General features: G+C 65.5%; 23 protein-coding genes. 10 read left to right on the forward strand and 13 right to left on the reverse strand.

The window, feature by feature from the left end:
• The first annotated feature begins 208 nt into the window (after positions 1-208).
• Entirely contained in the window at positions 209-688 is a 480-nt protein-coding gene (locus OHB26_RS29980; RefSeq protein ID WP_330180608.1) for a hypothetical protein, read from the forward strand.
• Between the two features lie 113 nt (positions 689-801).
• A complete protein-coding gene (locus tag OHB26_RS29985) occupies positions 802-1,296 on the forward strand; it encodes a flavodoxin family protein (protein WP_330180609.1) in 495 nt (164 codons plus the stop codon).
• A 69-nt stretch (positions 1,297-1,365) separates the two neighbouring features.
• Here the strand turns inward: OHB26_RS29985 and OHB26_RS29990 are convergent, their stop codons facing one another.
• The 5 genes from OHB26_RS29990 to OHB26_RS30010 form a co-directional block, all read right to left on the reverse strand.
• The gene (locus OHB26_RS29990; protein ID WP_330185825.1) at positions 1,366-1,644 is read right to left on the reverse strand and encodes a protease inhibitor I42 family protein; all 279 of its coding nucleotides are present in this window, start codon (positions 1,642-1,644) and stop codon (positions 1,366-1,368) included.
• Positions 1,641-3,242 carry a C1 family peptidase gene (locus OHB26_RS29995; RefSeq protein ID WP_330180610.1) on the reverse strand — a complete coding sequence of 534 codons (1,602 nt, stop codon included), beginning with the start codon at positions 3,240-3,242 and terminating at the stop codon, positions 1,641-1,643. Before OHB26_RS29995 ends, OHB26_RS29990 begins: the two co-directional genes overlap by 4 nt.
• A gap of 278 nt (positions 3,243-3,520) precedes the next feature.
• Positions 3,521-3,868: a hypothetical protein gene (locus tag OHB26_RS30000; RefSeq protein WP_330180611.1), complete on the reverse strand. Its 348-nt coding sequence runs from the start codon at positions 3,866-3,868 to the stop codon at positions 3,521-3,523.
• Positions 3,865-4,146, reverse strand: coding sequence for a hypothetical protein (locus OHB26_RS30005; RefSeq protein WP_330180612.1), 282 nt, complete (start codon positions 4,144-4,146; stop codon positions 3,865-3,867). Before OHB26_RS30005 ends, OHB26_RS30000 begins: the two co-directional genes overlap by 4 nt.
• A gap of 96 nt (positions 4,147-4,242) precedes the next feature.
• A complete protein-coding gene (locus tag OHB26_RS30010) occupies positions 4,243-5,967 on the reverse strand; it encodes a GMC family oxidoreductase (protein ID WP_330180613.1) in 1,725 nt (574 codons plus the stop codon).
• Positions 5,968-6,068: 101 nt separating this feature from the next.
• On the opposite strand from OHB26_RS30010, the gene OHB26_RS30015 reads away from it, so the two are divergent.
• Positions 6,069-6,743, forward strand: a complete 675-nt coding sequence (locus tag OHB26_RS30015; protein ID WP_330180614.1) for a MerR family transcriptional regulator — start codon at positions 6,069-6,071, stop codon at positions 6,741-6,743.
• Between the two features lie 6 nt (positions 6,744-6,749).
• Here OHB26_RS30015 and OHB26_RS30020 read toward each other — a convergent pair whose 3' ends face one another.
• The 6 genes from OHB26_RS30020 to OHB26_RS30045 form a co-directional block, all read right to left on the reverse strand.
• Positions 6,750-8,084: a family 1 glycosylhydrolase gene (locus OHB26_RS30020; RefSeq protein ID WP_330180615.1), complete on the reverse strand. Its 1,335-nt coding sequence runs from the start codon at positions 8,082-8,084 to the stop codon at positions 6,750-6,752.
• A gap of 146 nt (positions 8,085-8,230) precedes the next feature.
• Positions 8,231-9,550 carry a family 1 glycosylhydrolase gene (locus tag OHB26_RS30025; protein WP_330180616.1) on the reverse strand — a complete coding sequence of 440 codons (1,320 nt, stop codon included), beginning with the start codon at positions 9,548-9,550 and terminating at the stop codon, positions 8,231-8,233.
• Positions 9,490-10,116 (reverse strand): class I SAM-dependent methyltransferase, encoded by a 627-nt coding sequence (locus tag OHB26_RS30030; RefSeq protein WP_330180617.1) that lies wholly within the window; start codon positions 10,114-10,116, stop codon positions 9,490-9,492. Before OHB26_RS30030 ends, OHB26_RS30025 begins: the two co-directional genes overlap by 61 nt.
• Positions 10,117-10,142: 26 nt before the next feature.
• Entirely contained in the window at positions 10,143-10,577 is a 435-nt protein-coding gene (locus OHB26_RS30035) for a hypothetical protein (RefSeq protein ID WP_330180618.1), read from the reverse strand.
• Positions 10,578-10,697: 120 nt separating this feature from the next.
• A complete protein-coding gene (locus tag OHB26_RS30040) occupies positions 10,698-11,540 on the reverse strand; it encodes an RICIN domain-containing protein (RefSeq protein ID WP_330180619.1) in 843 nt (280 codons plus the stop codon).
• Between the two features lie 253 nt (positions 11,541-11,793).
• Entirely contained in the window at positions 11,794-12,141 is a 348-nt protein-coding gene (locus tag OHB26_RS30045) for a hypothetical protein (protein ID WP_330180620.1), read from the reverse strand.
• Positions 12,142-12,282: 141 nt separating this feature from the next.
• Between OHB26_RS30045 and OHB26_RS30050 the strand changes: the two genes are divergently transcribed.
• The 4 genes from OHB26_RS30050 to infA all read left to right on the forward strand — a co-directional run bounded on the left by OHB26_RS30050 (position 12,283) and on the right by infA (position 16,082).
• Positions 12,283-12,558 carry a hypothetical protein gene (locus OHB26_RS30050; protein ID WP_330180621.1) on the forward strand — a complete coding sequence of 92 codons (276 nt, stop codon included), beginning with the start codon at positions 12,283-12,285 and terminating at the stop codon, positions 12,556-12,558.
• 149 nt (positions 12,559-12,707) lie between these two features.
• On the forward strand, positions 12,708-14,873 hold the full coding sequence (gene helR / locus OHB26_RS30055; RefSeq protein ID WP_330180622.1) for an RNA polymerase recycling motor ATPase HelR: 2,166 nt from the start codon (positions 12,708-12,710) through the stop codon (positions 14,871-14,873).
• 193 nt (positions 14,874-15,066) lie between these two features.
• On the forward strand, positions 15,067-15,861 hold the full coding sequence (locus OHB26_RS30060) for a GNAT family N-acetyltransferase (protein WP_330180623.1): 795 nt from the start codon (positions 15,067-15,069) through the stop codon (positions 15,859-15,861).
• Entirely contained in the window at positions 15,858-16,082 is a 225-nt protein-coding gene (gene infA, locus OHB26_RS30065; protein ID WP_330180624.1) for a translation initiation factor IF-1, read from the forward strand. Before OHB26_RS30060 ends, infA begins: the two co-directional genes overlap by 4 nt.
• Positions 16,083-16,094: 12 nt before the next feature.
• Here infA and OHB26_RS30070 read toward each other — a convergent pair whose 3' ends face one another.
• Positions 16,095-17,321 (reverse strand): site-specific integrase, encoded by a 1,227-nt coding sequence (locus OHB26_RS30070; protein ID WP_330180625.1) that lies wholly within the window; start codon positions 17,319-17,321, stop codon positions 16,095-16,097.
• A 93-nt stretch (positions 17,322-17,414) separates the two neighbouring features.
• Between OHB26_RS30070 and OHB26_RS30075 the strand changes: the two genes are divergently transcribed.
• Both OHB26_RS30075 and OHB26_RS30080 read left to right on the forward strand, forming a co-directional pair.
• Positions 17,415-18,650 (forward strand): epoxide hydrolase family protein, encoded by a 1,236-nt coding sequence (locus tag OHB26_RS30075; RefSeq protein WP_330180626.1) that lies wholly within the window; start codon positions 17,415-17,417, stop codon positions 18,648-18,650.
• Positions 18,651-19,359: 709 nt separating this feature from the next.
• Entirely contained in the window at positions 19,360-21,129 is a 1,770-nt protein-coding gene (locus OHB26_RS30080) for an acyl-CoA dehydrogenase family protein (protein ID WP_330180627.1), read from the forward strand.
• A gap of 76 nt (positions 21,130-21,205) precedes the next feature.
• Here OHB26_RS30080 and OHB26_RS30085 read toward each other — a convergent pair whose 3' ends face one another.
• The gene (locus OHB26_RS30085) at positions 21,206-21,601 is read right to left on the reverse strand and encodes a helix-turn-helix transcriptional regulator (protein WP_330180628.1); all 396 of its coding nucleotides are present in this window, start codon (positions 21,599-21,601) and stop codon (positions 21,206-21,208) included.
• Between the two features lie 384 nt (positions 21,602-21,985).
• On the opposite strand from OHB26_RS30085, the gene OHB26_RS30090 reads away from it, so the two are divergent.
• The gene (locus OHB26_RS30090) at positions 21,986-22,975 is read left to right on the forward strand and encodes an AurF N-oxygenase family protein (protein ID WP_330180629.1); all 990 of its coding nucleotides are present in this window, start codon (positions 21,986-21,988) and stop codon (positions 22,973-22,975) included.
• The last annotated feature ends 9 nt before the right edge of the window (positions 22,976-22,984 follow it).

Here is a 22,984-nt window from a genome sequence, read left to right on the forward strand (position 1 = left end):
GGTCATCACGTTCGCATCATCGGCACCGCGATGCCAGCGTCCGGGATTTGCCAGCGGTGGCACATTGGCCCAGACGGCACCTACGATGTCACGGCCGGGCGGTTCTCGGACAACTGAGGGCCGCCCCGCACCCGTGGTACCGGATGTGGTTGCCGACCCGAGCGCGCCCGCGCGCGGCGAGGGAAGGCTGGGAGACTGTAGGGGCAGGATGAACACACCGACTGTGAAATGTCTTGTCTGGGAGGTGGACAACTCCCTGTGGGACGGCGTGGTCTGCGACTCGACCGATGGCGCACTGCGTGCCGAGGCGGTGCGCGCCCTGCGCATCCTGCGCGAGCGCGGCGTCATGCATGCCGTCGCCAGCCGCGGTGAATTCGCCTGGACCGTCGCGCAACTGCGCAAACACGGCCTGCACGACCGGTTCGCGGTGATCGAGGTCGGCTGGGGTAAGAAGTCCGCCGCCATCACCCGCATCGCCCAAACCCTGGGCGTGGATCTGGAACAGGTCGGCTACATAGACGCCGAACCCCTCGAACGCACCGAGGTGGCCCACGCCCTGCCGCAGGTCCGCTGCTACGCGGCCCGCCACGTGGACGTCCTGCCCGCCCTCCAGGAATTCCGCGCCCCCGTAGGCGCGGTCCCACCCCCCACCTCTCCCATGGGTTTCGCGCACATCCACGCCCGGTGAGCACCCACACGGGCTGTGACCCGGGTCATATTCGATCCGTGTCACGGGCGGAGCACCGACGGTGTCTCCGAGTCGACCGCACCACGCGGACCCGACAACGGAGAGGGACCCTCATGAAGACCTTGATCGTGTGCACATCGGTCTCCCACGGCAATACGAAGAAAGTCGCCGACACCATGGCGACCACCCTGAACGCCGAAGTGGTTGCCCCCGATGCGGTTACCGCCACCGACCTGCTCGGCTACGACCTGATCGGCTTCGGCTCCGGCATCTTCACCCGCAAATTCCACCCCGCCCTCGTGCATCTCATAGAGGGCCTCCCACAATTCCCCGGAACCAAGGCATTCGTCTTCGCCACCAGCGGTTTTCCCGACAAGGGCCGCACCCGCTTCTCGCGCCCCCTGGTAACCCTCCTCGAACAAAAGGGCTTCAACGTCCAGGACACCTTCTCCTGCCGAGCCCTGGACACCTTCCTCCCCTTCAAACCCTTCGGCGGCATCCGCAAATCCCACCCCACCCCCGCCGACCTCCACGCAGCCCAATCCTTCGCCAACCACCTCCGAACCCGCCTCACCACTGATCCGAGCGGGTCATCGGCTCGTAGCTGACTCGTTCCCAACCGGGCTCGCGCGTAGACCTGGAACCGCTTTTTCCGGTTGCATCGCATCCGATCATGTTCAGGTGATGTCGATTTCGGTGGTGTGGGTGTCGACCGCGGTGCTGTTCCAGGATCGCTCGAGTCGGAACTCGATCGTATAGTGGCCGCGGGTGGTGCCGCGCAGGCGGAAGTGTTGTGTGCCACCGTCTCCGGGCTCGCCGCCGGGAATCGGTGTGAAGGTGGATTCCATGACTTCGATGGGGGTGGGGAGGTTGGTGGGGTGCCATTGATAGCCGGTGGTCGGGGTCGACTTCAGTGCGATCTCGAAGACCGCCCCGACGGTGGCGGTGATCGTCATCCGAACCACTTGTGGATCATGGCCGAATCCGTGCCTTCGGCAAAGCAATCCAATCGGCCCGCCGTCCAGGAGGCGGCGGCCACTCCGGAGGTGAGCTGGCCACCCAGGCTCTCCTCCTCGCTCCATCGGGAGCCGTCCCACCACTTGTGCATCAGGCGGAAGTCGACGCCGGGATAGAAAACGTCGATGCGGTCGGGGCCCCAGGACACCGCGGCCGGGTCACCGGCGACATAGCCGCCGAGGTTCTCCCACTCGCTCCACTTCGATCCGTTCCACCATTTGTGATTGAGCTGGCTGTTCGCGCCCTTGGCGAAGATATCGAGCCGATCGGCCGCCCACGAGGCGGCGGCCGGAGCGGAATCGAGTACGCCCCCGAGGTTTTCCCATCCACCCCACTGACTGCCGTCCCACCACAGATGCCACAGGGCCGAATCCATCCCGCGGGCGAAGACGTCGATCCGGTCCGGACCCCAAGACACCGCCGCCGGATCCGAGGACACCAAACCACCCAGCGCCTCCCAGGCGGACCAATCACCTTGGAACGACCGGTGATACAGCTGATGGTCGTGCCCGGCGCCGAACATATCGAGTCGGCCCGAGGCCCAGGAGCACAGTGCCGGGCCGCCTTGCAGTCCACCACCGAGCGTTTCCCAGCCGCCCCAGCTGGCCCCGTCCCACCAGCGGTGATAGACGGCCGCATCGGTACCGCGCGCGACGACATCGATCCGGTTCGGACCCCACGACACCGCGGCGGGCTTGGAGGTCAGCACACCGCCGAGCGATTCCCAGCCACTCCAGCCGAAGGTCGCGGGCAGATTCACACCCTGTGCCGTGGCGAAGGTGTAGGTGTCGAAACGGCACTCACCGTAGGCGATCTTCAAGAAACCGGACATACCCCAGCCGGTGCCCCAGGAGTTCTTCGCGATCCAGCATTGCTCGGCCTCGGAATAGCCGATGACCTGCACGCAGTGCCCGCCCTGAAACGCGCCGCTGACATGGTGATACACCCCGGAGCCGTAGGAGTAGAAGTCATCGTAGACATCGAAGCATGCCGCGCACGGCCCGGTCTCGCTGAGATAGTTCTTGCGTGCGGTGATATCGGTGACGAGGCCGTGGGTGCTGATGGAAACCTGGGTGGCGGGACGATCGGGCGTCGGCCGCCGATACGGTTTCCACATACTATTTCGCGGATCGATTTGCGGGGGATTGTCGAAGGCGCTCATATAGGGCAGCGCATCGTCTCCGACGACTCCGCGTTTCTTCATCTGGTCCATGCAGGCGGTCGCGTTCCAGCCGATGCAACTCGGCCCGTGATTGGAATTGAAATGCGAGTCGGCTTCGGACAGATCGAGCAGTTGGGAGTGCTCGATCGATGCCATCGACTCCACCACCGCGGTGCAGCAGAACGAAACGCATGAGCCGCAGAGTTTCTGATCTTTGACCGAGGTGACGTGATTGCCATTGCGGTTGCGCCAGTCGACCTCCGCGGCGAACACCGCGGTCTCGGCGGCGGTTTCGCGTGGCCCGGCCGCCGCCAATTGCCGATCGGCGGCGGTGAATACGACTCCCAGTAGCGCTTTCTTCGCGGAGTCGCTCAATTGCGATTGTGGTGTCTCACGCGCTGTCCAGCGCGCACTGGAATTACGCAGATGAGAATTAAGTTCAGCGGTGTCGAGATTAGCCATAAGAGGTTCCCTGGTTGGAACTTATGTGAACTCACCGCAGCGTCGCGGCCGATCGTAGATCATCGCCCCGAATCGGAACTACCTCAGCAGTATGCGCGCACCCGCACCCGAATAGAAGAGCATCTCCGGTGCATGGAAACGAACCGAACCAGCGGTCGCGTTACCGGCACAGTGAGAATCGCATTTCGAAGTCAGGCGATGCGACGCAGACCCGCTAGGAGGCGCTTGACCTCGGCGGCGGAGACGGCGTAGTCGTCGCTGTCCTCGGCGATGCCTTCGTCGACCCAGCCGCGGATGAGGGAGGAGAGGTCCGTGCCGCGTTTGCGGGCGATCTCCTCGGCGCGGCGGCGTTGGCGGACGGTGAGGCGGACCGTGGTGACGACCAGGGTGTCGTCGGCGGAGTCGGGAACGGCGGCGGGTGGGGGGAGTACCTCGTCGGCGGCGATGGTCGCCCCGAAGATCAGTTCGCCCGCGGCGGCCGCGGCGGCGAGGTCCTCGGCTTCGGCGAGGTCGCGATACTCGTTGTGGCGCTTGCTCATTGGTTCGCCTCCCATTCCTCGAAAGCGGTCACCTGGTCGGGTGTCATCGGGGCCGCGTAGACGATCTGATGATCGAATCCGCCCAATGGGCGCAGGACCACCAGTATCGGAGTCCCGGCCGGGGTACGAGTCCACACCGACAGGCCCGGTGCGCCGTTCTTGGTGAACACGGCCTGGACCCAGCGGTGTGGTGCGTCGGCCAGTGCCCGGAGCACCTCATCGGTGGTCAGACCGCCATTGAGGTTCATCGCTGCCGAGAGCAGCCACTCATAACCCACACCTATGAGAATACAACGAGCATCTCCGCAGTTCGAGCCCCGATTCCGGATGAGGAATCGGGGCTCGAACGAAAGCGGCGGGAGCCGATCTCCGAATCAGGCGGATTCGATCTTGCCGCTGCGGATTTCGACGATCGGCAAGACCAGCGCGGCCGGAGCAGAGGCAGGTACGACGGGCTGATTCGGCGTGACCGGGGCAATGCGCTGGTAGCCGGTGCCGGGCTCGGGCCGGGTATCGACCTCACCCTTGTTCGGCCACATCGCGGCAGCCCGCTCGGCCTGGGCGGTAATGGTCAGCGAGGGATTCACCCCGAGGTTCGCCGACACCGCCGACCCGTCGACCACGCTCAGGGTCGGGTACCCGTAGACCCGGTGATACGGATCGATGACACCGCTGTCGGCGTCCGCGCCGATGACCGCGCCACCGAGGAAGTGCGCGGTCAGGGGGATATTGAAGACCTCGCCCCAGGAGCCGCCCGCCACGCCGCCGATCTTGTCGGCCACCGCGCGCGTCACCTCGTTGCCCACGGGAATCCAGGTCGGATTCGGTTCGCCGTGACCCTGTTTCGAGGTCAGCTTGCGCCCGAACAATCCGCGCTTGGTGTACGTGGTGATCGAATTGTCCAGATGCTGCATGACCAGCGAGATGATGGTCCGCTCACTCCAGTCCTTCACCGACATGAACTGCAACAGCGTCATCGGATGCCGCAACACGGTCAGCAGGAACCGCAGCCAGCGCGGAATCCGCCCGCCGCCGTCGACCATGAGGGTTTGCAGCAGGCCCATCGAATTGGAGCCCTTGCCATAGCGCACCGGCTCGATATGGGTGTCCGGCGTCGGATGAATCGAGGAGGTGATGGCCACGCCACGGGTGAAGTCGATATCCGGATTCACCTTCCGGGTCGCCGCGCCGACGATCGATTCGGAGTTGGTGCGCGTGAGCACCCCGAGCCGATCCGAGAGCCCGGGCAGCGTGCCCTGATCGCGCATGGCGAACAGCAGCTGCTGCGTCCCACGGGTTCCGGCGGCGAGCACCACATTCGCGGCGGTATAGGTCTTGGGCTGTTTGCGGAACCAGGTCCCGGTGCGGACGGTATTCACATCCCAGGTGCCGTCCGGCAGCGGTTTGACCGCCGAGACGGTGGTCATCGGAATGATCTGCGCCCCGGCCTTCTCCGCCAGATACAGATAGTTCTTGACCAGGGTGTTCTTGGCATTGTGGCGGCATCCGGTCATGCACTCACCGCATTCGATGCAGCCGGTGCGCTCGGGTCCGGCGCCGCCGAAGTACGGGTCCGCGACCTTCTTGCCCGCCTCGCCGAAGAACACCCCGACGGGGGTCTGCACGAAGGTGTCACCGACGCCCAAATCCTCCGCGACCTGCTTGAACACCTCGTCGGCGGGCGTCATATGCGGGTTCTTCACCACGCCGAGCATCTTCTGCGCCTGTTCGTAGTACGGCAGCAGTTCATCGCGCCAGTCGGTGATGTCCTTCCACTGCGCGTCCTCGAAGAACGGCTGCGGCGGCACATACAGTGTGTTCGCGTAGTTCAGTGATCCACCGCCGACGCCCGCGCCGGCGAGAATCAGGACATCGCGCAGCGGGTGAATGCGCTGGATGCCGTAGCAGCCCAGCTTGGGCGCCCACAAAAATTTGCGCAGATCCCAGCTGGTGTCGGGCAGCTCATCATCGGCGTAGCGCTGACCGGCCTCCAATACCCCGACGCGATAACCCTTTTCGGTGAGGCGCAGCGCGGTGACGCTGCCACCGAAGCCGGATCCGACGATCAGTACATCGAAGTCGGTCTCGCGTCGGTTCATCACAAACTCCCTTGTCGTCGTCGACAGTGTGGCGGCGGTTACGCTAACGCGGACAGTTCCCACTGTCAACGTCGACCGGTTGCGGTATCTATGCTGTTCGCGTGGATCGATACAGCCGCTCCCAGCTCGCCGAACTCAGCGGGGTGCCCGCACGCACCATTCGCTACTATCATTCGCTCGGCGTGCTGCCCAAGCCCGGACGCACGGGCAAGGAATCGGTCTACGGGGAAGAACATGTGGAGCGACTGCGGGCGATAGCGGCCATGCAGGCGCGTGGCCTGCGATTGGACGCGATCCGCGAGGTCTTCGACGCCGAGGTGCCGCCCGAGGGGGATTGGCGCGAGCTCTTCGACCCGCGCTACGGGGACGGCGATACGGGTTCGATCATCGACGACGAGCAACTCTCCGAGGTGCTCGGTGATCGCAGACCGGAGATCCTCGAGGAGCTGGTGAGCGCGGGCTATGTGCAACCGCACGGTCAACGCTGGCGTATCCCCGAACCCGCCATGCTCACCGGTGCGCTGGTGCTCTACGACGTCGGCACCGATATCTCCCTCTCGGGCACCCTGCGCACCCTCATCCGCACCCGTATCGCGGATCTGGCCGATGAGATGGTGCGCGCCTTCCGGGACGCGGTCGGCACCAGCTACGGCGGAGAAGGCGTGCGCCCGGACCTGATTCGCTTCCAGGAACGCTATCGGGCCGCCGCCCGCGAGGTGGGCGGTGCGACCCTGGCCGCCGAAATCGAGCGCGCGGTTCGCGAACTCGACGACTGAGCGCACCTACGGAACCGTCACCGGGTCATCACAGCTGGCGGGTGGATCCACCAGTCCGCAATCGGAGGGGCCGCGCACCGGCACGTAGGTCGAGGGCACACCGTTCGAGGCCACGATCCGGCGATAGGTGTCGACCGCCTCGGTGGGCGTGCGCGTCAGACTCGGATCGGCCTTGGCATCGACGGTGAAGAGCCCGAAACGCGGTGTGTACGAACTCCATTCGTAATTGTCGGTAATGCTCCAGTAGTTGTAGCCGACCAGGTTGATACCGTCGGCTTTGGCGCGCTGGAGCCAGTACACGGTGTCGCGCAGATGATCCGAGCGGGTGTAACCGTCCTTGCGCGGATTGCCGTCCTCGGTGGGCATCCCGTTCTCCACCACCCACAGCGGCTTGTTCGGGAACTTCTCCGAATAGTGTTGCAGCGCGTAGTAGATGCCCTCGGGCCGCACCGGCAGATCCCACATCCCCTTGGGAGCCGCCGCCGAACCGTCGGGCAGGGAGACCGCATTGGACTTGGGCGGCTCGACCCCGAAGTAGTAGTCGATGCCGATGAAATCGAGCTTGTCGCCGATGCGCTCCATGAGTGGCCCGTTGACCTGGGACTCCGCGCCCGCGACATAGCCGACATTGCTGGTCACCAGCGCCCCGCGCTGTATCTTGTGGATGTAGTCGTAGATCTCGTTATGCGCCTGCCCGACCTCGTCGAGCATCTGATCGGCGACGGTATCGTTCTGCCGCACCTCGTGCATGATGTACGCGACCGGCTCATTGATGGTGACCCACACCGGATTTCGGGAGGCGTACCGGTCCACCACCTTCTTCATATTGGTGAGCCAGTCCTGCACCATGCCCGGGTTGTTCCAGCCGCCGCGGTCCAGGGCCCAGCCCGGATACACCCAGTGGTCCAGGGTCAGCATGGGTTGCATGCCGTTCTCGAGGATGGTGTCCACGACCGAGTCGTAGAAGGCGAAGCCCTCCTCGTCCCAGGTATCGGGGGTGGGTTGCAGGCGTGCCCATTCGATGCCGATGCGGAAGACCTTCACGCCCAGGCCCGCCGCGAGGGCGATATCGCTGGGGTAGCGGGAGCGGAAGTCGATGGAGTTGCGGTACCGGTCCCAGTCCGGATTGTTCTGGATATACCGCATCCAATTGCTGTCCGGCGCATGGCCCTCCGATTGGAAGCCCGAGGCGGCCACACCCCATAGAAAGTTCTCGCCGAGCGATCCGTGCGCGGCCGAGGTGGCGGCGGGCGGGGTGGCCGAGCCGACCGCGGTGACCGGTAAGAGGGTTGTCGCCGCGGCGATCCCGGTCAGGACGAGACGGTGCAGCCGTGTGCGCATCGGGACTCCTGTTCCGGGACGAGTGGTCGGAATGTCCCGAATCGGAGCGTAACTGGCTGATAGCTGAATAATCGCGCACGCCGATGCGTGTCGCATGGTGCGGATGTGACATATGTTGCGTTACTCGCGCTGAGCGCGGAGATGACTCAGCGCGGCAAGGTCACCGGATCGACACAGCTCTCGGCGGCATCCACCAGCGAACACGTCGCGGGGGCGCGGGTGGGGAGATAACCGCCCGGAACTCCACCGGTGCGAGTGATCAGGCGATACGCGTCCACGGCATCGGTGGGCCGCCGGGTCAGCGTCGGATCGGTGCGCACATCGACGGTGTACAGCCCGAAACGGGGTGTGTAGGAACCCCATTCGTAATTGTCGGTCAGGCTCCAGTAGTTGTAGCCCATGATGTTCATGCCGTCGCCCTTGGCGCGCTGGATCCAATAGATGGTGTCGCGCAGGTCATCGGCGCGGGTGTAGCCGTCGAAGCGCGGCAGCCCGTTCTCGGTGGGCATCCCGTTCTCGACAATGTAGAGCGGTTTGCCCGGGAAGAGCCGGGCGAAATGCCGCAGCGTGTAATAGATGCCGTCGGCCTGCAGCGGCAGCTTCCACAGCTCCGACTGCGCGTAGGAGGTGAACTGCGTCAGCACCTCCGGCGACATGCCGTAGTAGTAGTCGATCCCGATGAAATCGAGCTTGGCCCCGATCATGTCGAGCATGGGTCCGTTCACCAGCGCATCGGCCGCGGGGATGTACGCGACATTGCTGGTCACCATCGCGCCCGGCTGCACCTGGTGGATGTGGTCGTAGATGCTGTTGTGCGCGGCGGCGAGTCGATCCTGCATGGCGGGGAGTTCGGTGAGCGGCAGGCCGCCATTGCGCACCTCGTTCATCAGGTACGCGGCGGGTTCGTTGATGGTGACCCACAGCGGATCATCGCCCGCGTACCGGTCGACCACCTTGCGCATATTGGTGAGCCAGTCGTCGAGCATGCCCGGATTCGCCCAGCCGCCGCGATCGGCTTCCCAACCCGGGTACACCCAGTGGTCGAGGGTGAGCATGGGCCGCATACCCGCCGCGCGAATCGCGGCGATCACCTTGTCGTAGAAGGCGAATCCGGCCTCATCCCAGACGCCCGGCTGCGGTTGCACCCGCGCCCATTCGATGCTGAGCCGATAGACATTCACGCCGACATCCTTGGCCAGGGCGATATCGGAGGCGTAGCGGGTGTAGAAGTCGACGCTGTCGCCATAGCGATCGTAATCGGCATGGGTGCTGGCGTAGCGCAGCCAATTGCTGTCCGGCGCATGACCTTCGGATTGGAATCCCGCCGAGGCCACACCCCAGTAGAAGTTGTCGCCGAGTCCCGGGACGCCGGTCGAGTCCGCCTGGGCGGGGGTGGCGCTCGCGATCAGCGCGGTCGCGACGGCGGCCAGGGTGGCGAGCGCGTGACGGCGGGAGTGCGGGCGCATGGATCTCCTCGGTCGGAATCGAGCTGACTGGGCGGGTGTCCGAAATTATGGCGAACCCGTGCCCGAATCACACGGGGTTCGCCGGAATACCCCTCGACCGGACGATCGAGATAGCGCGAGGCAAGTGCGGCCGCCCCCAGATCCTCCAGCACCTCGAACCCCCGGTCACTCAGGAATTCCGGAAGGAAGCGATGACGCTCGGGTAGGTAGTCGAACACGATCTCGGACCCCGCCGCACCGCTCCCGAGTCGCCGCAGCGTCGTCGTGAGTGGCACTCGATCGCCCGGACCCCGCGGCACCGGCGTGCCGGTGAGCCGGATGAGGAATGCGGGTGCTCGCAGATCGAACCCGCTTGCCGCCGAGACGAATTGGGCGTCCGTCAGCTCGGTCACATGGAGTCCCGGATAGGGATTGTGCCGGGCGAAGGTATCCAGCGCGGGGCCGAGCAGGACCAGTTGGGAGATGCCCGCGGTGATCGCGTCCGCGAGCCGGTCTTCGGCGTACCGGCAGCGGGCGGCGGTGAGGAGTCGGCGACGGGTGGCGGTCGGGCGGTCGGTGATCATCATGTCCGGAAATCCACGCGCGCAGGGGATCAGGAGCCGGGGTGCGGGGGCATCGGCGGGGTGGGCGGCCAGCCGGGGATATGCGGCATGGGCGGTGCCTTCGGCATCTCGGGCATCGGCGGCATATCCGGCATCTTGGCGAACGGGGGTGCGGGTGGCATGGGCGGCAGCGGCGTACCGCCGGTGCCGAAGCGCTGGAAGGCCGCCTGCCGGGAGGTGCCGAAGACCTCGCCGATCTCGGCCCAGGTGCGGCCTTCGTCGCGGGCCTGCTGTACGAGTGAGCGCAGCACATCGTCGACGACACTGTCGAGGCTGCGGGCCGCGCGAAGTGCGGCCATGACCGAGGGGGTGGGCGTGCCCTCGGCGGGGCGGAGCACCTCGGCGAGGAATTCGGCATTGGTGGACAGGAGTTTCGCCAGGACCGCGCGTTCGTCGGCGGGGTCTCTGTGCTGTGCATCGTTCATATGTAAATGCTGCCTTGACGCCAACGGGCTTGTCAAGGAAAGCTTTACATCACGAATCGGCCCGAAGTTTGCCGCACCCTTACGCCCCGGCCGCGCGGGGCCGGGGCGTAAGGGGTTGGGTTACACCAGCTTCCAGCCCATGGTGGGATCGCCACCGCCGCCGATCAGGCAGATCACCGAGCCGTTGTCCTTGCTGCCGCGACTGGAGTGGATCGGCTGACCCGCGGCCGCGTTGACGATGACCTTGGCGCCGTCACCGCTGTCCTTCAGGGCGAACCGCTGGGTCATGGCGGTTTGGCGCATCGGCTGCTGCACGATCTGCGGTCCGTCGGAGGCGGGGCTACCCGGTCCGATATCCAGGAATTTCGCGCTCGCCATATTGCCGATCGAGTACAGCCCGGAATCTATCGGGTAGAGCCGCCAGCGCTGATTGGCGCCGCCATTGTCTTCCCACTGCGCGATCACGGTGCCGTCGGAGGTATTGAATCCGGGGAGATCCATGACCTTGCCGGAGCCCGCGTTCAGGAGTTTGACATTGGTCATGACAAGTGCCCAATGTTCGCTCGGCGCATTGACATCATCCCAGATCTGCAGCCCCACACCGTCGGTGCGATTGCCGCCCGGAATATCGAGCACCTTGTTACCGCCCAGCGCCGAGAAGAACTTCGTCAACCCGCGACCGCCGTCGGCGACCTTCCAGGTCTGGCTGGGGTCCGAGGCGTGGTCGTCCCACTGTTCCACCGGAACGCCGTTGGCCGCCTTGGAATCTCGCACATGCAGCACCTTCTTGGACTCGACGTTGACGATCTTGACGAGCCCGCCGCCCGCGTCGACCAGCTCCCACTGCTGATTGACGCCGCCGTTATCGCTCCACTGGTCGATCTGAATTCCATTGTCCGCACTGTGATTCGGGACATCGAGGACCTTGCCCGACGCGATATTGTCGATCATGTAGGTAACCATGAGAATGCGTTCCTTGTTTTTCGAAGGATATTTCCCGCAGCGGGGAACGCGACAACATCGAACCGGGAGTTCAAGGTGAATACAGAGCCGAACGGTTCGTATGCGGAGGGTTCGAGCGCCACTGCTCGCGTCAACACCCGATAAAGATCGGGCACGGCGGTTCTCCGTTGCGGAGAGGGTCGAACACCCCAGATTATTCGCGCATTACTCAGCGCCCGAGTCGAATTCGAAAACATACCACCGTGGAAGCGGGCTACTCGCTGCTCGTGCTTGTACTGGTGCGGGGCTTGGTTGTGCTGGCGGTGGAGTCGGCCGACCCGGAGGTGCAGTCCTCCAGCGGATCTGCCGAATCCTTGTCGGCGCACGCCGTGAGCGGGGTGGCCGCGGTGGTGGTGACGGGAGTCCGGGGAGTCGTGGTTGCCGGGGCGGTGGTCGCCGCCACCGGGGGAGCCGTGATCGCCGGGTGAGTGGTCGCCGAACTCGCGGTCGTCGTGGTACCCGCGGGTTTGGGTGCGTCGGTGTCCAGGCCGCTGACACTGTCGCAACCGGCGACGGCCATGGTGGCGGCGAATAGAAAGCAGACCGCAGAGTTTCGACCCATGGCGGAGAGCATAGCGTCAGTCGGCGGAGACGACTTCCGCCAGAACCGTACGGGCGGATCGGGCGGGACGGCCCAGTAGGGTGGCGAGATCGGCTGTGGTGGTGGCGAATTCGCCGCGGTCGAATCGGTTGATCTCGGCGAATGAGCACTGTCCCGCCGCGGTCCCCGGTCGAGCGGCGCGGCAGGTCGTCCCGCCCGTCTGGCGTCAAGCAGGCGGTGTTCCTCATATCCGGTATGGCCGCGAGTTGCCTTCTGGCCGTAGCGGTTCCGCGCATCGGCGCGGAACCGGTGTGGCTGCTCGGGATGCTGCCCGCGATGTGGATCGTCATGATCGGATTGCTCGTCGTCTCGGCGTGGCGACTGAAATCGGTGGTCGAGTTCGACAATGGAACCAGTCGAATTCTGAAGTCCCGGTAGTACCGGAGAAATGGCTATGGGAAGGAGTAGAACTCCTTCCCACTCTCAACTTATATCGCACCCCGGGGCTTGCGGCAAGACCCGGGGGATGCCGCAGAATCGCTCATCGAAGCCAGAACCTGCGGAAATGAGGAGTTGCATTGGGAGACGTGAGCCCTGTGACCATCGATGCGTTCAATCTGCCGGACCGCCTCGCCGCCAAAGCCGACCCCGCGCTGATCGGTGCTGACCGCGCGCGCTTCGCGGCTATCGCGGAGAGCCTCGAACGATCCAAAGCGGAGTTGACCGAACGCCTCGATGCGGTGCGCAAGGCACCTGTCTCATTGGGACAGGAGGCGGTGGAGCGGGATCAGGAGGTCCGTCAACTCACCGCGCGCCTGCGCGGGCTGAGCCGCTTCGGCCTGGATCTGTGCCTGGGGCACTTCATCGCCGAGGGGAGTGCCGAGCCCGTATACGTGGGACGGCTGGGGCTGACCGACAGCCTGGGGGATCGACTGCTGGTCGACTGGCGTTCCCCGGCGGCCGAGCCGTTCTTCGCCGCGACGCACGGCAATCCGATGGGGTTGGTGCGGCGGCGCCGGTATCGCTGGACGCTCGGGCGGATCAGCGACTACTGGGATGAGGTGTTCACCGCCGACGGATTCGAGAACGATGCCGCGCTGGACGATCAGTCCGCGTTCATCGCGAGCCTGGGCAGCAATCGCTCCGCCCGCATGCGCGATGTGCTCGGCACCATTCAGGCCGATCAGGATGCGATCATCCGCGCGGGATCCCAGGGCGCGCTGGTGGTCGACGGTGGGCCGGGTACCGGTAAAACCGTTGTGGCGCTGCACCGTTCGGCCTATCTGCTGTATGCCGATCCGCGCCTGGGGCATCGCCGGGGCGGGGTGTTGTTCGTCGGCCCGCATCGGCCGTACCTGTCCTATGTCGCGGATATCCTGCCCAATCTCGGCGAGGAGGGTGTGCAGTCGTGCACGCTGCGCGACCTGGTCACCGAGGGCGCGCGGGCAACCGTCGAGACGGATCCCGAAGTCGCGCGGCTGAAATCCTCCGCGGACCTGGTGCGGGCGATCGACAAGGCCGTCGAGTTCTACGAGCAGCCGCCCACCAGAGGTATGACGGTCTCGACCGATTGGGCCGACGTGTGGCTCAGCCCGGACGACTGGGCCGAGGCGTTCCGAGCGCCCGAACCCGGCACCCCGCACAATGAGGCGCACGAACAGATTTGGGAGGTGCTGTTCGCGATCCTCGCCGAGAAACATGATGAGGACATTCCGGCCGGAGCATTGCTGGAGTCGTTGCGGCAGAACCGGGAGCTACGCACCGCCCTCAACAACTCGTGGACGCTGATCGAGGCGGCGGACCTGGTCGGCGACCTCTGGTCGGTCCCCGCCTACCTGCGCAAGTGCGCGCCCTGGCTCTCCCCCGCGGAAGTACGGGCTTTGCAGCGCAAGGACTCCCAGCGGTGGACGACCTCGGACCTGCCACTGCTGGACGCCGCCCGCCGGCGACTCGGCGACCCCGAGGCGGCGCGCACCAAACGCCGCAACGAGGCGCTCATCGCCGCGGAACGCGCTCGCATGGACGAGGTCATCGGCGACCTGATCGCCTCGGCCGTGCATGACGACGGCGAGGGGTTGATGACCATGCTGCGCCAGCAGGACCTCAAGGACAATCTCGTCGACGAGAGCGTGCTGTCCATCGCCGACCCGGATGTCCTGGCCGGACCGTTCGCACATGTCGTGGTCGACGAGGCGCAGGAGTTGACCGACGCGGAGTGGCAGATGCTGTTGGAGCGCTGCCCTTCTCGCAGCTTCACCATTGTCGGCGACCGCGCACAGGCCCGGCACGGGTTCACCGAGACCTGGCAGGAACGCCTCGAACGCGTCGGTCTGGACCGGGTCACCATCGCGGGCCTCACCGTCAACTATCGCACCCCCGAGGAGGTCATGGCCGAGGCCGAACCCGTCATCCGCGCCGTGCTCCCCGACGCCAATGTCCCGACCTCCATTCGCAGCAGCGGAATCCCGGTCATCCACGGCTCCACCGCGGACCTGACCGCCATAGTTGACAGCTGGCAGGCCGAACACGAGGAGGGTGAAGGCGTCGCCTGCGTCATCGGAGACCCGGCCTTTCGTCCGACCGCCCGAATCCGTTCGCTCACACCGGTGTTGGCGAAGGGCCTCGAATTCGATCTGGTTGTGGTCGTCGATCCGGAGAGGTTCGGGGAGGGTATCGAAGGAGCCGTCGACCGCTACGTCGCAATGACCAGAGCGACACAGCAACTCGTCATTCTCACAACGCCCGGCCGGTGACGCGGCCGCCGGAAAAGAATTCGCGAGGCGAGCAGGGAGGCTGATAGCTTGTCGGGACCGTGACATCGTGCGAGGAGGTGAGACCCATGAACGCTGCATCGAAATGGGTGCTCCCCCTCGCCGTCACGGTTGGGCGAACGTCGTAGTCGTCGCCGGGAGCGCCTGAACAAGGCACTCCCGAAAGGCGACAACCATGTACTCACAACATTTCACGTTCGAAACCGGCGCGCCCGCCGCGGTCATCACGCGGGTATCCGATACCGAATGGCATGCCGAGGTGGACGGCCGGGTGGTCGGCAACGGCGATGTGACCCGGCGGCCCGACGGACGGCTCTTCGTCAGCGTCGACGCCTGGCATGCCACCGTATTCGATCAACTCGCCGATGCGATGCGGGCCGAACTGTCGCGGCCGCTGTACACCGTGGTGGACGAGGTCGAGACCGACCTGATCGCGAGTTGGCGGCGCGCGGGCTTCACCCGGGGCCGCCGCGAGTGGGAGTATTCGGTGCCCACCGACCCGGAGGTCACCGGACTCGATACCACCGCGGCACCGGGGATCACGATCGTGGCCGCCGGTACCGCGGCGGAAGATCCACTGCGAGAGTTGGATCGGGTCATTCGCGCGGAGGTCGAGGCGACCGTCGGCTGGCACAATATGCCCGCCGAGGTGCTGTGCCGGGGGGACGGCGACACCATCGTCGACCCGTCCAAGTACGCGGTCGCGATGCGAAGGGGCAGATATGTCGGCCTGATTCGCGTCGTGCGGGCGACCCGGCGACCGCGCATCGGATTGATCGCGGTCCGGGCCGAGGAGCAACGCGCCGGTGTGGCGCGGGCACTGCTGGCGCACGCGCTGGACCGGCTGCATCGGGACGGGATCGGCCCGGCGTACGCCGAGGTGAACGAATCCAACACCGCGGCAACGGCATTGTTCGACGGGATCGGCGCCCAGCGCGTCGGCGGCAATCTGGAACTGGTGCTGCCATGACCAAGACGAGCAAGGGTATCGAGATCGAGGGCACCGTGACCGAGTGCCTGCGCAACGCCACCTTCCGGGTGGAGCTCACCAACGGGCACACCGTGCTCGCGCATATCAGCGGGAAGATACGAAAGAACTACATCAAGATCGTGCCCTTCGACCGGGTCCTGGTGGAGCTCAGTCCGTACGACCTGGAGCGCGGGCGGATCCTCTTCCGATATCGGAACTGATTCGCGTCTCGGTCAGAGACCGAGTTTGGTTACGGCGTTGTCTTCCAAGGGGTTCGCGGTGCGGATGTAGCCGTGCACCGTGCGGGGGTTGGACCAGCGGCCCTGCCGCATGATCTCGCGGTCGCTGGCGCCACCCAGGGCGGCCTGGGTGGCGAAACCCGCGCGCAGGGAGTGACCGGAGAACAGGTCCGGGTCCAATCCGGCGCGGGCGGCGTAGCGCTTCACCAGTTCGGCCACGGCACGGCCGGACATGGGGGAGTCGGCTATGCCGCCGTGCCGGGAGATGGACGGGAAGAGCGGCAGGTCCGGATCGGTGAGGGTGGTGCCGGTGAAGCCGTGGCAGCGGTGGATTCGAGAGTCCGCGGGATTGGCGGCCAACCAGGCCGGGAGGGTGGCCGGATCGGTGAAGTGATTCTCGCGCAGGCGAATCCAATCCGCGAAAGCGCAGACCGGGCAGGTGTGCGGGCGCTGGCCGCGGGGGAGAGCCACGCGCTGGCCGGTGATGCCGGTCGGGTCGGTCTTGGTGGTGGGCAAGTGGATGAGCAGCAGTGGCTCGCCACTGGTGTGATCGGTGTCGACGCGTACATCGGTGATCGCCAGGCCCGCGATCTCGCTGCGGCGCAAGGCTCCCGCGAAACCCACCAGCAGCAGCAGGTTGTCGCGGCGGCGGGCCGGTTCGGTGGGCCAACCGGGCTCGGGAAGTTCGGCGAGCAGTTGGTCCAGGGTGTGCAACAGGACCGGTCGCTTCCGCTTGGGCTGGGTGCGGCGCGTGCGGCGGATACCGCGCAGGGTCAGGCGCACCACATCGGCGCGGGTGGGTGAGGGCAGCCCATTCGCGGCGTGCACGGCGGCCAAGGCCGCCGATTTGCGCTCCAAAGTCGCTGCGCTGAAGGCCCATTCCCCATTCGGGCGGCGCGCGTCGGCGGCCGCGGCGAGGTACACCGCCACATCCAGGGAGTCGGCGGGCAGCGCCTGCCGTGATTCGGCCAGACACCATGCAGCCCAGGCGATCCAATCGGTGCGATAGGCGCGCAGCGTATTCGCGGACTGCGACGCCTCGAGATAGCGGCGCAGCGATCCGGCCTGCTCATCGTCGAAGCGTTCCCGAACCAGGTGCAGCGCAGCGGTATCCACCAGCACACTGCGCACTCCACGGCGCAGTTCGGTGCGCACCGCGTCGGGCACCGCGATCACCGCACCGCGTGCCGCGGTGGCCTGCGATTCACTGTCGGCGGACATGGGCTCGACCCTACGGCACCGGTCGGCGTCGATGCCGGAACGCGCGCCAGTATCGTCGGGTGGCGATATCCCGTGGCGTCACAGGAGGAGATCTTGACTATCGAGCCCGGCCGTTCACTTCCCTTGCGGCAGCCGCCGATTCACGTACCCGATGAGGTGCTGGATGATCTGCGCCAGCGCTTGACGCTGACCCGCTGGTCCGATGACGCGGGCAATAAGGACGGGTTCTACGGCGTACCGCGCGAATACCTGCAGGAGCTCGTGGAGTACTGGCGCACCGAGTTCGATTGGCGCGCCGCCGAAACCGAGATCAACGCCTACGAGCACTATCGGGTCGAAATCGATGGTGTGCCGGTGCATTTCATGCGCAAACCCGGTGTGGGCCCCGATCCGAAGCCGCTGATCCTCACGCACGGCTGGCCCTGGACCTTCTGGCACTGGTCCAAAGTCATCGACCCCCTGGCGGATCCCGCCGCGCACGGCGGCGATCCGGCCGACGCGTTCGACGTGATCGTCCCGTCCTTCCCCGGCTTCGGTTTCTCCACCCCCGTGCCCGACCGCCCCGACCTCAACTTCTGGAAGGTCGCCGATATCTGGCACACCCTCATGACCGAGGTGCTGGGCCACGAGAAGTACGCCGCCGCCGGCTGCGATGTGGGCGCCCTGGTCACCGGTCAACTCGGCCACAAATACGCCGACGAGCTCTACGGCATCCACATCGGCTCGGGCCAGCGCCTGGACCTGTTCAACGGTGACCGCGCCTGGGACATCACCGGCGGCCGCCCACTTCCCGAGGGCCTCCCGCCCGAGGTCCACGCGCGAGTCCTGGAGCTGGAGAAGCGTTTCGCCGTCCACCTCGCCGCCCAGATGCTCGCCTCCAGCACCCTCGCGCACGGCCTCACCGACTCCCCGGCGGGCATGCTCTCCTGGATCCTCGAACGCTGGACCACCTGGAGCGACAACCACGGCGATATCGAAACCGTCTTCACCAAGGACGAACTACTCACCCACGCCACCATCTACTGGGTAACCAACTCGATCAGCACCTCGATCCGCGTCTACGCCAACCACAACCGTTACCCCTGGACCCCCTCCCACGACCGTGAACCGGCGATCGAAGCGCCCACCGGCATCACCTTCGTAGCCCACGAGAACCCGCCCGGCGTAACCACAGACCGCCGGGTCGAGCATTTCCTCGAAACAGATCGGGCCGCCTGGTACAACCACGTCAACCTCACCGCCCACGACTATGGCGGCCACTTCATCCCCTGGGAGATTCCGGACGAGTGGGTAGCAGATCTGCGCCGCACCTTCCGAGAGCATCCCTGACCAGTCCACCGGACTATTACAGGGGACCGCGAGTCCCTCATATATCCCGTGCAGTCAGGCAGCCCCACTTCGCCTGACTGCACGATGATCGTCGCGCCGGTGCCGCTGCCATGGTGACGACGAACTGCCATCGGGCAGAAGCCCAGATCCGGCCGGCCTCGCCGCGGTCACCTCGTTGATCTCCAACGGCTACGTCTGCCTGTCGCCGATATCTATCGACCGATCGAAGTTCGCTCGTGGAGCGCGGTAAAGACGAGTTCGCTGGGCAGGTGCGCCCAGTATCTGGGAACGTTAACAGTAGGTAGTGAGACGAATTGTGGGACACTACAATTCATGAGTACGGAGCCGAACGCAACACTGCGGCAACACATCACGCAGTTCGATGCGCCCGCGACGATGGTTCGTCGCCGGGTTCTCGCGGCGGCCCCGTCCACGCGAACAGCCCACCGCCGCGCCGACAAGAACCGCTCGGTCGGGTCGGTATTAGAGATCCCCGTCCGGTCCACCCGGCCGGACCTCATATGAAGGTGTGTGGTGCGCCGAACTTCTGAGAGATGATCGTCCGTTCCCTTCCTTGCTGGTGCTGCGCGGTATTCGCGTAGTCGTAGCAACATCGAACTGCCAGTGTGTGAGGGATCGGCGGTCGTCTCCTATGCCCAGCAGCGGATGAGTTGCTGATGGGATCGCAAGAATGAGTAGGAGACGGGTTATGGATTCGCATGGGCATTACGAGGGGACGACGCTGGCCGAGGTGCTTCGGCATGGCAGCCTGGAATTCGACCAACACTTACAGAAGGTCCTGAGCAACCCCAAGTACTTCGTCACCGACCGGCAGAGCCAGGCGCAGCGTCGCGAGAACGCCTACGCCCAGCTGCACAACCTGGTCCAAGAGACCGGCAGCACCCGCGATATCGCCACCGACCTGCCGCGGTTGTTCGCTGTCTTCGACTGGGCGGCGGTGTTGTCGACGGATCTGATTCCGCTGATCTCCGGTCACTACAACCTGGTCGCGGGCAGCCTGTCGACCCTCACCGACGCCGAGTCGGCCGCGCCGTATCTGCACGACCTCGACGACGGCTCCAGTGTCGGTGTCATTCTGCTGACCGAGTACGGCTGTGGCTCCAATATCGCGTTCATGCAGACCCGGGCAACCTGGGACGGCGACGGGTTCGTCATCGACACCCCGACCCCGCGGGCTCGCAAGTTCATGCCCAGCGTCGGCATTCCGGTGTCGCGGGTCTGTATCGTCAGCGCCCGCTTCATCGACGGTGCGGGGGTTGATCAGGGTGTGCATCTGTTCACGGCCCGACTACGCGGCGCCGACGGGCAACCGGCGCCGGGGGTGACCATCACCCAACTCGATCATCAGCCGCTGGTCATCATGGACAACGCGGTGATCAGTTTCGACAAACTGCGGGTCGACCGCGAGGCGTGGTTGAGCAACGATCTGGCCAGCATCGACGATCAGGGTGTGCTGACCTGGCGGGACGAGGACGCGCGAAAGCGTTCGTTCGCCTCGGCGATCAGCCAGCTCACCGTGGGACGGCTCGCGCTCGCGAGCTGCCTCAACGCCGAGGCCCGCGCCTCGCTGTATATCGCGCTGCGATACGCCGCGAAACGCACTGTGCCGCTGACGGAGTCCGACACCCCGCTGATGATCGAGCTGCCACACGTGCGGGACACCTTGCTGACCGACCTGGCCGGTACCGTGGCCCGCACGATCTACGGGAACGCGATCAAGACCCGGCTCGCCGACAGCGACCTGACCAGTCGCGACACTGTCGTGTCGGTGATGTTGGCCAAGCCGTACATCCAGTTGCACGCCTTGGACACGGTGACCCATTGCCGACTGCGGATGGCGGCACAGGGCATGTTCAGCGCGAATCGGGTCGCCGACTACCTCGGCGTATGCCACGGGGCGATCACCGGCGAAGGCGATTGCCATGTTCTCGGCTCGACGGCAGGGCGCGTGCTGGCCAAACACCTGGCCGGAAAGCTCCCGCCCGAGGCGGGTGTACACGATCCGGCCGACCAGGGCGATCGCCTGAGCCTGTTCAACGCCCGCACCCTCACCATCGTGGAGGAAACTCAGCAGGACCTGGCAACTCCTGGCCTGGACGGGCGGCTGACGGTCATTCCGCAGGCACTCGAACTGGCCGATGCTTACGCGGCCGAAGAGACCTACCAGCTGCTGCACCAGCACGCCGATCATCCCGAGATCGCCGCGGTGCGTGATGTGTTCGCCTTGAGCTACTTCGACCAGAATGCGGTCTGGTATCTCACGCACGGCCTGTTCGATCTCGCGGGCGTCGAGACGATCAAGCGTCAGTTGCGACAGGCCATCGACACCCTCGCCGAGCATCTGCCCGCGTTGCTCGACGCCTTCGGGTTCGATGACGAAATCCTGGGCGCACCAGTGCTTTCCGATGATCTACCCGCCGCCTGGGAGTCGCGCGGTCGGGATCCACGGCGTCACTGAGTAGATAGCCAACCGATAGGGGTCGCGCAGGCGCGACCCCTATCCGATGGTGGCAGGGCATGTCCTGGACGGTCATTCAGCCAGCCGCCCTGGGCCGGGCGCCGCGCTGACGCAGTTGACCGGGGGACGCGTCGTACCGTTCGCGGCACGCCCGATTGAAGACCGACAGCGCCACAAAGCCACTGGCAACGGCGATATCGGCGATGGTGCGGCCATGATTGTGTGGGTCGGTCAACCGATTCACGGCGCGGTCGAGTCGGGTGGCGAGTAGGTATCTGTGCGGGGAGGTGCCGAAATCTCTCATCGAGCGTTCGAGCTGGCGCCGGGTGATCCCGAGATGTTCGGCGACCGTCTCCACGGTCAGCCGGGGGTCATCGCAGTAGCGTTGAATATGTAGGCGCGCATCGCGAGAGATGGCGGCGAACTTCGTGTTCTCCGGTGCCCTGCGTTCGTCGAGGGAGCCGGCGAGCAACCCGGCCCAGTGTGTGCTGATGTGCAGGAACTGAAGATGTCAGCGAGCCCGCCGTGTCGGGACATGCCTGTCGCAAACCCGGAACCGGCGCGTCGTGAATCCAGTCGACCCGAATCTATACGCGCACTTAGCCTTTCCCCGACGGGAACGCGGGAACGACGATATCCAGCGCGAACCGGGCCCGTCGCGAGTGCTGTGCCGCTGGCCCACCGAAGGGGGTTGGATGAGCAGCACAGCACTCGCGGTCAGCGGGTGACAAAGGGGCGAGCGGCCCCGCACCTTCCGCTGACACGATCGGTCAACCTATTGTGTGGGACTGCGAGTCCCATATACCCTCGAATGGTCGGGTGGCCCACCGCCGCCCGATCGCGTGAGGAGACATCGATGACGCTGTCAGATTCGGTTCGCACCGACTTCTTCGACGCCGAGTACCGTGCGGCGCTGGCCACCCTGTCCGAGGGGTCGGTGCACCGCAAGTTCGATCCCTATCTCGATATCGAGTGGGACGCACCGGAATTCGCGTTGGATCCGAATGATCCGCGCTGGGTGCTGGCGCCGGAGTACGATCCGCTGGGCGCTACCGACTGGTACCGAAACCTGCCCCTGGAACGGCAGATCGAGATCGGGCGCTGGCGGATCGCGAATGTCATCAAGGTCGGCGCGGCGTTCGAGAGTGTGCTGATCCGCGGAATGATGCAGTACATCATGAAGCTCCCCAATGGTTCACCGGAGTTCCGCTACTGCCTCCACGAGATGACCGAGGAGTGCAACCACATTCAGATGTTCCAGGAGTTGGTGAACCGCATCGGCGTGGATGTGCCGGGTATGCGGCCACTGTTCCGGATGCTGTCACCATTCATCGGGGTCGCGGGCGGATACGCGCACGTCATCCTGTTCATCGGGGTGCTCGGCGGCGAGGAGCCGATCGACCACTACCAGAAGGCGCTCATCCGCCACGGCGGCAATGTCCCGCCTGCGGTATTGCGCACCATGGAGATTCACATTGCCGAGGAGGCCCGGCACATCTCCTTCGCCGGAGATTTCCTCACCGCGCATATCTCCCGCATGGGCACGGCCAGTCGCGCGATCTGCTCGGTCGCCTTCCCGGTCGCGATGCGCTGGCTCGCGGGCGAGATCATGGCCCCGCCCAAATCCTTCGCCCGCCGCTTCGACATCCCGGAAGAGGTTATGCGCGAAGCGTTCTGGGACGCCCCGCACTCACGCCGCATCCTGTCCGGCTACTTCGGTGACATGCGCAGCCTGGCCCGTGACCTCGGCCTGATGAATCCCATTGCCCGCCAACTCTGGTCGCGACTGCACATCGACGGCCCGCCGTCGCGTTACCGCAGCGAACCGGATCGCCGCACCGCCTGAACGGAGCTA

The sequence above is a fragment of the Nocardia sp. NBC_01503 genome (assembly GCF_036327755.1).
Taxonomy (GTDB): Bacteria; Actinomycetota; Actinomycetes; order Mycobacteriales; family Mycobacteriaceae; genus Nocardia.